The 12280-nt window shown below is 40.3% G+C and carries 14 protein-coding genes and 1 tRNA gene; 3 read left to right on the forward strand and 12 right to left on the reverse strand.

What is annotated here, in order from left to right:
• Positions 1-202: 202 nt before the first annotated feature.
• From BM291_RS02410 to BM291_RS02445, 8 genes are all read right to left on the reverse strand, one after another.
• Positions 203-289, reverse strand: a tRNA-Ser gene (locus BM291_RS02410).
• Between the two features lie 99 nt (positions 290-388).
• The gene (locus BM291_RS02415; protein ID WP_092894591.1) at positions 389-1456 is read right to left on the reverse strand and encodes an asparaginase; all 1068 of its coding nucleotides are present in this window, start codon (positions 1454-1456) and stop codon (positions 389-391) included.
• Positions 1453-2229, reverse strand: coding sequence for a TatD family hydrolase (locus BM291_RS02420; protein ID WP_092894592.1), 777 nt, complete (start codon positions 2227-2229; stop codon positions 1453-1455). Before BM291_RS02420 ends, BM291_RS02415 begins: the two co-directional genes overlap by 4 nt.
• A complete protein-coding gene (locus BM291_RS02425; RefSeq protein ID WP_092894593.1) occupies positions 2217-3332 on the reverse strand; it encodes a glycosyltransferase in 1116 nt (371 codons plus the stop codon). The genes BM291_RS02420 and BM291_RS02425 overlap by 13 nt, the downstream gene beginning before the upstream one ends.
• Positions 3332-3958: a polysaccharide deacetylase family protein gene (locus BM291_RS02430; RefSeq protein ID WP_092894594.1), complete on the reverse strand. Its 627-nt coding sequence runs from the start codon at positions 3956-3958 to the stop codon at positions 3332-3334. Before BM291_RS02430 ends, BM291_RS02425 begins: the two co-directional genes overlap by 1 nt.
• A gap of 1 nt (position 3959) precedes the next feature.
• Entirely contained in the window at positions 3960-5171 is a 1212-nt protein-coding gene (locus BM291_RS02435; RefSeq protein ID WP_092894595.1) for a PP2C family protein-serine/threonine phosphatase, read from the reverse strand.
• Positions 5172-5173: 2 nt separating this feature from the next.
• Complete coding sequence (locus tag BM291_RS02440; protein ID WP_092894596.1) at positions 5174-5425, reverse strand: hypothetical protein; 252 nt, start codon at positions 5423-5425, stop codon at positions 5174-5176.
• A 3-nt stretch (positions 5426-5428) separates the two neighbouring features.
• The gene (locus BM291_RS02445) at positions 5429-6559 is read right to left on the reverse strand and encodes a glycosyltransferase (RefSeq protein WP_092894597.1); all 1131 of its coding nucleotides are present in this window, start codon (positions 6557-6559) and stop codon (positions 5429-5431) included.
• A gap of 21 nt (positions 6560-6580) precedes the next feature.
• On the opposite strand from BM291_RS02445, the gene ruvC reads away from it, so the two are divergent.
• Positions 6581-7156: a crossover junction endodeoxyribonuclease RuvC gene (gene ruvC / locus BM291_RS02450; RefSeq protein ID WP_092894598.1), complete on the forward strand. Its 576-nt coding sequence runs from the start codon at positions 6581-6583 to the stop codon at positions 7154-7156.
• 51 nt (positions 7157-7207) lie between these two features.
• Here ruvC and BM291_RS02455 read toward each other — a convergent pair whose 3' ends face one another.
• Positions 7208-7753 carry a porin family protein gene (locus tag BM291_RS02455; protein ID WP_092894599.1) on the reverse strand — a complete coding sequence of 182 codons (546 nt, stop codon included), beginning with the start codon at positions 7751-7753 and terminating at the stop codon, positions 7208-7210.
• A gap of 178 nt (positions 7754-7931) precedes the next feature.
• On the opposite strand from BM291_RS02455, the gene BM291_RS02460 reads away from it, so the two are divergent.
• Positions 7932-8495: a Crp/Fnr family transcriptional regulator gene (locus tag BM291_RS02460; RefSeq protein ID WP_092894600.1), complete on the forward strand. Its 564-nt coding sequence runs from the start codon at positions 7932-7934 to the stop codon at positions 8493-8495.
• Positions 8496-8521: 26 nt separating this feature from the next.
• Here BM291_RS02460 and BM291_RS02465 read toward each other — a convergent pair whose 3' ends face one another.
• The 3 genes from BM291_RS02465 to BM291_RS02475 all read right to left on the reverse strand — a co-directional run bounded on the left by BM291_RS02465 (position 8522) and on the right by BM291_RS02475 (position 10128).
• Positions 8522-9061 carry a hypothetical protein gene (locus BM291_RS02465; protein WP_092894601.1) on the reverse strand — a complete coding sequence of 180 codons (540 nt, stop codon included), beginning with the start codon at positions 9059-9061 and terminating at the stop codon, positions 8522-8524.
• A gap of 109 nt (positions 9062-9170) precedes the next feature.
• Positions 9171-9659 carry a hypothetical protein gene (locus BM291_RS02470; RefSeq protein WP_092894602.1) on the reverse strand — a complete coding sequence of 163 codons (489 nt, stop codon included), beginning with the start codon at positions 9657-9659 and terminating at the stop codon, positions 9171-9173.
• 91 nt (positions 9660-9750) lie between these two features.
• A complete protein-coding gene (locus BM291_RS02475) occupies positions 9751-10128 on the reverse strand; it encodes a hypothetical protein (RefSeq protein ID WP_092894603.1) in 378 nt (125 codons plus the stop codon).
• A gap of 631 nt (positions 10129-10759) precedes the next feature.
• Between BM291_RS02475 and BM291_RS02480 the strand changes: the two genes are divergently transcribed.
• The gene (locus tag BM291_RS02480) at positions 10760-12124 is read left to right on the forward strand and encodes a purple acid phosphatase family protein (protein ID WP_092894604.1); all 1365 of its coding nucleotides are present in this window, start codon (positions 10760-10762) and stop codon (positions 12122-12124) included.
• The last annotated feature ends 156 nt before the right edge of the window (positions 12125-12280 follow it).

Here is a 12280-nt window from a genome sequence, read left to right on the forward strand (position 1 = left end):
TAGACCTCTAAAATCAAGCTGAGAAAGTCCTTCTTTTCCAATTCTTGTTTAAAAAAGGAAATCGACTCTACCACACCCCAAATTTTTAAGACTAATCCATGATTTTCGCAAAACTCAAACCGAAATCGCAGGTGAATTGGTTACTAATTCAAAATAAAAAACCCTAACCATCAATATTTCAGATAGTTAGGGTTTTTAAATGTAGAGAGGAAGGGATTCGAACCCTCGATACCCTCACGAGTATACACGCTTTCCAAGCGTGCGCCTTCAGCCACTCGGCCACCTCTCTAGGTTGATTTCCGATCCAATACCCCGAATCGGAGTGCAAAGAAAATTATTATTAATGCCCTTTCCAAATTATCCTGGAAAATAGCCGATGAATTTACTGTTAAGCACTCATCTCTCCTGCCAGTGGCACTTTTAGCTTCGCGATAATCTCTGAATGTCTGCTCTCCTGACCCAGAAGAAACATCAATTTTGTCACTGCCGCCTCGGTAGTCATGTCTGTTCCACTGATCACCCCCACATTGAGGAGCTCTTTACTGGTCTCATATCTACCTTGGATTACTCGACCACCATTACATTGAGACACATTCAGAATAATTATTCCCTTGGCGATTGCTTTCTGCAGCGAACTCATAAACCACTCCTCACTTGGGCTATTTCCAGAACCGTAGGTTTCTAGGACTATAGCCTTGAGCCCTTTCACACTCAGAATAGAGTCAATTACATTCTGAGTGATTCCAGGAAAAAGCTTAAGAATTAAGACATTATTATCAAGTGACATTCTATTCACCAATTTCTTATGGGATTCCAGCGGACGAATTGCCTGAGTATTATAATCAATGACAATCCCTGACTCAGCAAGAGGTGGATAATTCTCAGATTCAAACGCATCAAAATGCACACTCTGCACCTTTTTGGATCGATTCCCTCTTAAAAGTAGATGGTTAAAGAAAACACAAACTTCGGGTACAATTGGCTCTCCATTGATCTTTGCTGTTGCGATTTCCAAGGAAGTCATCAGGTTTTCGCGGGCGTCTGATCGCATAGCTGAAATCGGCAACTGTGCACCTGTGAAAATCACCGGCTTGTTCAAACCTTGCAGCATATAGCTAAGCATGGAAGCAGAATAGGCCATGGTGTCTGTTCCATGCAATACCACAAACCCGTCATAACTATCGTAATTCTCATTAATTATATAAGCCATATCTTTCCAATGACTCATAGTGACATTGGAAGAATCAATAGGTTCTGGGAAAGAAATCACCGTAATGGCAATATCCATGGTATAGAGGATAGGGATTTTCTCCAGAATCTGTCCGAAATTAAACGGCACCAAGGCACCGCTTTCGTCATACGCCATCCCAAGTGTACCACCAGTATAGATTATAAGTACAGAAGAAGTCTTGCTGGTACGAAGCGCTGTATTTAATCTTACTATTTTATAATTCATGATCCTATTTCACGGAAAAGGTTAAGGGCATTTTGTTTTGTTTTCAGAGCTACTTCCTCTTTCGATATCTGAAGGTAATCTCCGATTTTCTCTGCAATAAGCGGCAAATATGCAGGAGAATTTCTTTTGCCTCTAAATGGTACTGGAGCAAGATAAGGTGCGTCAGTTTCCAAAACCAAATGATCTATACTGATTTCAGGAATTACCTGATCCAATCCACCATTTTTAAACGTTGCGACTCCGCCAATTCCAAGCAGAAAGCCCAAGTCAATAATCTGTTTCGCCTGAGCTAGATTCCCATTGAAGCAGTGAAAAACACCTTTGAGATTCCCATCACTGGCCTCCTTTACTATCGCGATAGTTTCGTCCATAGAATCTCTGCAATGAAGTACAATCGGCAAATCCTTTTCTTTAGCCCATCCGATCTGAATCTTTAAAGCTTCTTTTTGCTGCTCAAAGTAGCTTTTGTCCCAATATAAATCCAGACCAATTTCTCCAACAGCCGCAAACTGGCGCTTATCCAACCAATCCTTCATGATTGCTAACTGCTCATGAAAATCTTCCTTCACATCACAAGGATGCAATCCCATCATCGGAATGCATAAACCTGGATATTTCTCTTCACAAGCCAACATCGCGTCTATGGTTGACACATCCACATTGGGCATGTAAACCCGCTCTATGCCAGCATCTTTAATATCTTGGATCACCTGATCCCGGTCGGATTCAAATTTGGTTGAATAAATATGTGCGTGTGTCTCTATGTAATGCATGGGTATATTCTGGATTTCCATTTCGTCTTGGAAGGCCAAAAATAGTAAAGAATAGTAAGGACGGTAGTATTGAAATTATAAAAATCAAAAACTAGCAAGTATAACCAATTGATTTTCACGCCCGCTTTGTCGGCAAAGCCAATGAGAAATAGGCCTTGCAAAAGAATTTTCATCAAAGCTAAACTCATACCCACTAAGGGGTTAAAGGCTATTAAAGCTATAATCCCTACAAAGTACCCAAACTGAAGTCCCAATATCAACTTCCAATATATCGGTAAAGTCATCACTCCGCTCATCCAACGCTTTCTCTGATTTAGTAGCTTCGAAAAACTAATCTCTGGCTTAGTGAAAGCCAGCATTTCTGGACATACTTGATGTGCTATCCCAAACCCCTGTCGCTGAATAGCCCGTGAGATTTCAAGATCTTCTGTAAGACAAAAAGGTAACTGCTTAAAACCACCAGATTGTTCGTAAGCGAGTTTACTGATCACCATATTGTTCCCCAGGCCAGTAGTTTGAATATTCAGATCTGTTGCTACTTTGACAAAGCCTAGTGTCAGCCACCAATCAATCTCTTGAAATTTCCCCATCAAACTCAGCGCTTTCACCTGCGTAATCCCTATCACCAAACCTATATTACCAGTAAACCCATTAACCCCTTCCCGTAACCAGGCTGGATTCACTTCGCAGTCTGCATCAGTAAAAAAGTAATAATCCCCCTTCGCTTTTTCACCTAAAATCGCCAATGCATTTGCCTTACCATTTTCATTAAATAGGGCAATTTGGGAAGCGTTAATACTCAAAAAACTGGCATTAGGGTCCCTGCTGCACCAATCTTTCAATATCTGAGCGGTACGATCCGTACTTTGATCATCTGCAAACAGAAATTGAACCTTATCTGTTGGATATTCCAAGTGCTCAAAGGATCTCAGAAGATCAGGCAGATCTTTTTCTTCATTTCGAGCAGCGACAAGAATGGAAATTAGGGGCAGTTCGGAGCTTGATTTAACCTGATTTTGTTTCCAAAAAAAATTTACACGAAAAAGTAGGACAACGAACTGAACAAGAATCAGCCCTACTATTCCTATGCAAACCCAGACCATCACAAGGTAGATGTCGTCCAGCCCATATCCTGAATGTGATCCAGGTACTGAGGTAAAATCTTCGGTAAAACTTCCTTAGTCCTTAATTGATCGTGAAAGACGGCGATAGATCCCGCTTTAGAATGCTGTATTGATTTTCTCAAGACCAACTCAGGTTTCAACCTTTCATCATAATCGCCTGAAAGCATATTCCACATCACCACTTCATGAAATCTCGAAACTTCCGATGCCTGACTGGATTTAATCAAACCATAAGGAGGTCGAAACAATTTTGTCTTCACGCCCAACTCGTCCTCCAAAACCTTATCACACAAATCTATATTCTCGAGGTAAGCAGAAGTCTCTGTTTTCCACCCATTCAGATGATTGAAGGTATGATTACCTAACTTGTGACCTTCAGAAATCAGCTCCTGAGCAAGTGTGGGGTTTTTTCGAATATTATCACCAACCACAAAAAAAGTGGCTTTTTGACTTCTTTTCGCCAGTTCTTTCAACACATAATCTGTAACACCAGGTACTGGTCCATCATCAAATGTGAGATAAATTTTACTTTCTTCTTTTCCCTTGTGCCAAAGTCGCTTAGGAAAAAGTCGCTGTAAAAGAAAAGGAATTGTGTGCCAAATCATCCTATTGAAATCTTAAACTAAGCAAGGTCAAATCATCCCGTAAAGGAACGTCTTTCGAAAATTCCTTAATTTTCTTCAAGAACTTTCGATGAAAATCATCCGGGTCCATAATCATATGCTTATCTACAAATTTCTCCAATCGCTCCTCCCCATACTCCTCCTCAAATGGATTCATCGCTTCCGTCAATCCATCAGTATATAAGTGTAAAGAGAATTTTTGAAGATTTTCCCGCTTACCTATCTCCAAGAATGGCAGCTCATCGAAGGCTCCCAGAATAGTTGTCCCCGCATGAAGACTTTCACATTTTTTGGTCTCTTCTCGGCAGAGCAAAGGTGGATTATGCCCAGCATTCACATAAGTTAGTTCCCGAGTTTTAAAATTGAAATGCCCCAAAAAGAAAGTAATAAAGCGTTCACCGTGGGTATTTTCATACAAGGTGTAATTCAGTTGATTCACTACCATTTCCAAATCAGCATCGCTTCGCAAAAGCGTTCGCAAAGCAGCTTGGAAATTTGACATCAGCAGAGCCGCTGAGATCCCTTTGCCCGACACATCAGCGACACAGAAATAGACCTCATCTTTGGATTTGCGAATCAGATCGTAATAATCGCCACCCACCATACTGTGTGGTAGGTAAGTGACTTTCGCCTTCATCTCTTTATCCACAGGCAGTTCAGCAGGAAAAAGCATTTGCTGTACCTGAGATGCAATAGCAACTTCCCTATTCAGAATCTCTTGCTCCAACTGCTTTCTGGCAAATCGCTTATTCTCCAAAGCCACTACCAGAATATTGGTCAATGCTTGCGTGAAATTCAGATCTAAATCCAAGCTTTGATCCTTTCTACGCAGAAAGAGAATCGCCAGCATCTTGTCTTTATGATAAACAGGCAAATAGGTTTCCAACTCCTCAAAGGAATATTCTTCCTCCAACTCTAACCTAAGCTCACCGGTAGATTTCTCATCCACCACCTGATCAGCCGAAATCAGCATAGGAACATTCCCTTTCACGCCGTGTGAAATCTTATTCTCGAAAGCCCCTTCCTTTGCCACATAGAGTATCAGCGCTTTGATATTCAGATGCACTAAGCAGGTAAACTTGAAAATATTGAGCAAGATCGCCTCAGACTGATTCTCATTAATTGCCTGGGTAATCTCCAGCAGAGATTTCAGCTGCAGTTCCTTGCGTTGATATTTGTGTATTTCTGTGGTCAATTCTAAAGTGTATTATGTGCCATTAAGCCATTTTTTGTTGCCAAAAAATATAAGCCCGTTCCTTCTTTCATGATATCAACCTTTCCAAATCGTTCTGTATCCGGATCATCCAGGCACTTAATATATCCCTGAGAGAATAGCGATTGCAAAGTTGCCAACAGCAACTCCTCTTCCCAATCCAGGGTTTCTAATAGATATCCGTAGGGCTGGACGAAATAGAGCTCGTCCATCAAGTCAAATTCCTCGTCGTTCATGATTTAATTTTCAGATTCTAAATTAACACTTCTCCCGTTACCCCTGCCTTTCCAAGTAAACTTTCCATTCAAAGCTCCAATCCCAACTCGTAAAACATAGAATGGATGTACAAATGAAGTTTGAATTATTGAGAGGTTTCTCTGTAGCCTGTTAAAATTTTTCAGGACCTTACTTAAGCTGATTTTTTCAGCAAATACTTTAATCAGCCAAACTAGTCCAAAGGCAAGAATTCCTTTTCCGCCAAGGGAAATCAAATAAAAGCTACCGACCCAAATCATTTGAATCATAAACAGCAAAGCGGCTGTCATAGCATGTGAAAGAGAAAAATGTGCTTTCCACTTACTTGCCCAGCGTATGCGCTGATTGATCAATGACGACCAAGTAGACTCTGGATTTGTAGTGACCAAAATATCAGGTGAAGTCAAATACGTACAAGCATCTGTGCCGTACATTTTGTGGATTTTCTTAAGTAAAAACTCATCATCACCCGAAGCAAAATCTCGATTTCCTTCGTATCCACGTACTTTCTCAAAAGCAGTCTTCCTGTAGGCCAGATTTGCTCCGCTACACATCAGTGGCTCCTTCTTCGCAAAAGAGTACTTAGTCATTAATAGTATACTTGCCCAATCAAGAGCTTGAAATGCATCCAAAAATCTACCCTTTACCTCCACTATAACAGCTCCTGCTACCAATTGGATTTTCGGATCTTGGAAAGGCAAAACCATGTGTTCCACCCAATCTTTAGGAAAATGACAATCGGCATCTGAGCACAGAACAATTTCTCCAGAAGCCATCTTCACTCCAAATTCTAAAGCGCTCTTCTTGCCGTCATTTGGACTTTGTAGAACTTTAACGTTCTGATTTTCTTTAAAGTACTGTTCCAATAGCTGTAATGAACCATCCACAGAATGATCATCAAGTAACAAAACTTCAATACTTGGATACCCGAGTTGATTAATATTTCTACACAAACTAAGTGCATTCTCCTTTTCATTTCGAAATGGAATAAGGAGTGTTACCCTTGGAGAAAAAGCTTGAAAAAGAGGCAAATCCTCCATTTTTAGCCAAAATCTACTCACCCACCAAAGCAATGTGAAGTAACTCAGAGACCAGATCAGGTAAAAACTTAGCATGTTTTGGGCTAACTTGCGGGGGTGAGCAAAGAACAAGAAAAAGCACCAAAGGAAAAAATCATTTTAGGCATAGATCCAGGTACCAACGTGATGGGTTATGGAGTGATTTTGACAGAAGGCAAAAAGTACAAACTCCTACAATACGGCGTAATTCATCTTAAAAAGTATGAAACGCATGAATTAAAACTTAAGAAAATTTTTGAACGAATCACAGGAATTTTGGAAGAATTCATGCCTGACAGTGTGGCTTTGGAAGCTCCATTTTTCGGCGTGAATGTGCAATCCATGCTCAAGCTAGGACGAGCGCAAGGTGTTGCGATGGCAGCAGCTTTGGCCAGAGATATTCCTATCACAGAGTATTCTCCTAAAAAAGTGAAGCAGTCAGTAACAGGAAACGGTAATGCGTCCAAAGAGCAAGTTGCAGCTATGCTTCAGACACTTTTCTCCATAACTGAGCTCCCAAAAATGCTAGATGCCACGGATGCTTTGGCTGTGGCACTTTGTCACCATTTTCACGACGGAAGAATTCAGACTAAGGGAAGAAATGCAGGCTGGAAGTCTTTTATTGAAGAAAATCCAGATCGATTGAAAAAATAAAAGCCCGGCAAATCACCGAGCTTTACTAGTCATTCTAATGTTGAAAATCAATTAGAGATCTATCCCAAGTGAAAATTTCAATACATTATTTTTAACATCTTGATCAAAGTAATTCAAGCTCTGAAGACCAAAGTCATAACTCACCTGAGCATTCAAATTCAAAGGCAACTTCACACCCACACCTACTACACCTGAGATATCATATGCCTTAATTGCTTCTGTGCTTGTTGAAGTGTCCCCTCCATTTTCATACTTTCTTGAAAGCAAAGCAGATCCTTGAGGTCCTGCAAAAACGTTCACACTTGGCAGGAAATTCACTCGAAGAAGAACCGGCAGATCGATGTAATTTAAACGTTCAGTAATTTCTCCAGCTGCCCCTTGGTCAACCATGTATCCTTTTTGAGAAAACTGAAGTCCTGATTCTAAGGATATCAGACCCAAATCCTTTCGATAATAAGTTCCTGCATGAAAACCTCCAATCGCATCAGAACCGAAATCTGAGAAATTAGCACTACTATAGCCTGCTCTTACTCCAAATTGTGCATTTGCAGTACTGAAGAGCCCGAAGGCAAAGAATAAAACCAGTAACTTTTTCATATGTTAAAATTGTTTGATGAGTTTAATTGTTAAAATTCAAATCTTAATACATTTATTTAAATCGATATTTTCAGGAATATTGTAACTGTTACTTCACTTCTCTTTAAATTAACTTGGTAAAACTAATTGAAGGATTGCTACCCTAGTTCAGCAACCTAAATTTTTTAGTAACTAACAAATGGAAAATTTCTCAAGCCTATTTAGCAAATTTCCGACCACAAGTGATGAAGCAAAAGCTGCTTTTGCAAATCATCTGGAAGAGTTTGAAGTAGAAAAAGGCTTTTTATTGGAAAAAGAAGGTCAAGTAAGTAAGTACCTCTACTTCGTAGCGAAAGGGTCTGCAAGGAGCTATTACATCCGCGACAACAGGGACATCACTGTCTCATTTACTCTGGATGAGGAATTTGTAACAGCAATGCATTCTTTTATCACCAGAAAACCATCCTATGAAAACATTGAGACGATGGAGAAAAGCAAGGTTTTCAAAATCTCCTACGAAGGTCTTCAATCTTGCTTTCTAGATTTCCCGGAATTGGAACGAGCCTATCGTATGATTTTGGAGCAATATTATATTGTACTCGAAGAGCAACAGATATTCAACAAATTCAAAACAGCTAGGGAAAGATACCTCGAACTGATGCAATATCGTCCCAAAGTGATCCATAGGGCATCCGTCGGCCAAATCGCTTCTTTTCTGGATATGACTATAGAAACTCTCAGTCGGATCCGAGCAAGAATCTAAAGTATCATATCAGATATACCGAATTCTTAGGACCCACTTCCCTTAAACTGATCTTCTTTATAAGCGAAGAGTACGTTGAAAGTAGTAAGCGAACCGTAGCAACGGGTAATATACTGCTGCAATCCAACTCGATCTTCATCATCTAATTTTGGATGATTGTTGATGTTTTGCTCTAACACACGAAGTTTCTCGCGCACCATTACAATCTTATGAAAGAAGGTCGCCATCGGAATTTCTTTGGCTTGCAGTGAATCATCATTTGGTTCAAATACCACGTTCCCTCCCATCCATTTTCCACCCAGCGGTACAATCGGTGCTCTTTCGGCTGTTTGCATCAGCGCTTCTCGAATCGCTTTCTCCACATCTTTCATCGTGAGCATGGGAAAATCAGGAACTTTTGCTTCGTCTACCGTGAATCCCTCATAGTCTCTAGCGAGTGTTTTGATCTCTTCGTTGTTATAAAAATAAATTTTGTAAAACGTATCGTCCACAGAAAGAATCATTCCTGTGCCGAATTTTGGGTGGGTAAGCTTGCTCCCTGCTGCTAATTCACTTGCTGATGCCATTGTAAAAAAAAGGTTTAGACAACCAAAATAAGGAATTTTACTAAAAGAGAATTAGCAGAGTTGAAAACTGACTAAAAAAGAAAGGGGAAGCTGAGCTTCCCCTTTGAAATTAATTTTTGCGATCATTTATTTTCTGAGACCAAGTCTGAGCTAGCTCCCACTCGTTGATCATATAATCACTCTTCTCCTCGTCATATAGATCAATTGTAAGGGGCTTAGTATGTTCATCAAATTGATCTAGCACCAAACTGACTTTATTGATGATTTGCCGTTTCTCCTTGCCTGCTTTCGTTTCGCGAAAGTTTCTTATTGGGCGGCAAAGTCGAATATGACTCAGGTCTATTTTCTGAACAAGCGTCTCATTCTCCAAAGAGTTCAGAAATAGAAGATGGTTGTTTTCCTGATCCAAACCTATGCAATAAGCTTCGCGCCAGGTTTCAAAATCTCCTGTCTTAAGATGACTTACTTGCGCCTCAGATTTGAGCTTCTCTTTCAGCAGATTGCCTTTACTCTTTTGTTTTAAGCTATTAAGAATTAATGGTAGGCACACCATTACAGTCAATGCGACTGATAAGATTATTAATGTTAGTTCACTCATTATTGTTGGATAGATAAAATGGATAATCAGTCCTAGCTGACTTAAAGAAGCCAGAAGGATGTAGCAATGTCAACTTGAATTGCGATCCGTTTTACCAGAAATAATGGAAGGGGAAAATGATTCTGCTGGCTGTGAGAGCCCCCAAAATCGGCGTACTCAAAAAAGATGAGTTAACAACTTCAGCATCAGAAGTGCCAAACTTTGGTTTAAAAACTGACGAGAAAAGGACCGGCCAGTGCCCCGTCCCTGACAGCCAATCCTCATTGGCCTCCTGCCTGCTTACTCTATTCCAATCAGGATTGACACAATGCTGAAAATCAGTAATTGTAGCATCTCCCTTAGTAATACTATAATAGTCACGGTCACCTAATTCACTTGCAAATACCCGCGCACCTAAACCTGTAGAGGGTAGAATAACCCAAAGCAGCAGGTAATAGAATAGGTAAATAAGTGAATTAATTTTCTTCATACTTCTTTACGAAAAGCCAGCTCTTCGTATTAAAATCCAATACAAAAGTAAATGAAAAGCAACAGCATTTCGTTCCCTCTTCTCTAAATAAAAAAGGAAGTTGGAGGAGCATGAATCATCGCTCCAGCAACTAAAAAAATTCAACCCACTTCTATCGCTGAGACACCCCTAAGAGTCTCTCAACTTTGAAAGCCCATGAAGTTACCCCTGATCGGAAATATTCTGATGGTGACGATTCCCTTGGAATGGATTGGAACTCCCAATGTTTTATCATTTTTACTTCTTTTAGATTTAATTCTACTCTGGTAATACTGGGATTTTTTCAGACCGCTGATTGATGAAAGAAAAAGTAGCTATGATGTGAAATCTGGATCAATGAGAACTCGGAACGGATATTTAGTTTGACTAGCTAGCCTTGCATTCCAGTTCTCTGCTAATCAGTTTTCATTTTGGAATTGGCCGGCTACTTTGACTACCGTTATTCTAGGATTGATTTTGTCGGCTTTGAGTTCTCGAGTAGATCGTACACCTTCTCTCTAAATAGATTTAAGAATTCCTTAACACGACTTTCAATTTATACTGCGCTATTAGACTGTACTTTGTTATATTAAATTCACAAAACTTCAGTTTGATGAACGCGCACTATAAAATCACTTTTGCAACGCTATTTTTTCTAGCACTTTCCACCAACGTTTTCGCCCAAAAATTCCTTCCTTCTGCATTCCCAGATCGAATCGTTCTTAGTTGGTCTGATAATCCCATGACCACACAGTCGGTCACCTGGCGAACTTCAAAAGAGGTCGCCACTTCCAAAGCGCAAGTTATCCTTGCTCCAAATACGCCTATATATTTAGAAAGCGTGGAGACCATTGATGCTAAAATGGAAGTGCTCGATGTAGATAGCGTGCAAGCAAATTATCACTCGGTGACTTTTCGACATCTTCAGCCAGCGACCACCTATGCTTATCGTGTAGGAGGTGAAGGCACTTGGTCAGAATGGTTTCAATTCACCACTGCTCCTGAGAAAGGGACTCCGTTTTCCTTCATTTACTTTGGTGATGCCCAAAATAACCTGAAATCCCAATGGTCAAGAATCATCAGACAGGCATATTCAAACCTTCCCAAAGCAGCTTTCATGGTACATGCCGGTGATTTGATCAACAGCACGCAGTCTGACTCGGAATGGGGCGAGTGGAACTATGCAGGCGGATTCATCAATGCTATGATCCCAAGTATTAGTACTCCTGGCAATCACGAATATGATCGTGCAGAAGATGAAACTTTGGTTCTGGATTACCATTGGAAAAAACAATTTACCCTTCCAGAAAATGGTCCAAAGGAATTCTCAGAGACAGTATATTACACTGATTATTCCGATTTACGTATGATTTCACTCAACTCGCAAGAGATTGTTTCAGATGAAAAGTCAATGGAAACACAGAAAAATTGGCTAGAAAAAGTACTCTCTGAAAACACGCAAAAATGGACAATCATTACTTTTCACCATCCTATTTACTCCTCAGGCACTGGGCGCGACAATCAGGAATTTCGCGAAGCCTTCAAGCCTGTTTTTGACAAATACAAAGTTGATCTAGTGCTCCAAGGTCATGACCACTCCTATGGCAGAGGAAGAAATCTGCCTTCTGGAGTAGCAAGTCAGGATCCCGCAGTCCAAGGTCCAGTTTATGTGGTATCTGTAAGTGGTCCCAAAATGTACAATCTCACGCCTGACAAATGGATGGATCGCGCAGCTTCTAACACGCAATTGTATCAGCTAATTTCTATCGAGGGGAACAGACTCAGCTATGGAGCATATACCGCCAAAGGTGATTTGTACGATGCTTTTGACTTGATCAAAGATGGCAATAAACCAAAAGAATTTATCGACAGATCAGATAAGGCAATACAGGAAGCCATCGAACTTACGCCCGGGTCTGACAAGAAAATGACGCCCGAGGAAATGGCGGAATATATGCGCACCTATAAAATAAGGTAATTGACTTTTAGAAAACTTATCCACGCCTCCCAAACAAACCGACATATTTGAGGTTTAAAAAGTAAACGTAGTATAACTAAACTGGCTTATTTATTGCCTCAATAGTAGTTTAAAGACCAGTATATTTACAAACACTAGTTAAACGCTCAATTCCAT

This window comes from Algoriphagus aquimarinus (assembly GCF_900112005.1).
GTDB classification, from domain to species: domain Bacteria; phylum Bacteroidota; class Bacteroidia; order Cytophagales; family Cyclobacteriaceae; genus Algoriphagus; species Algoriphagus aquimarinus.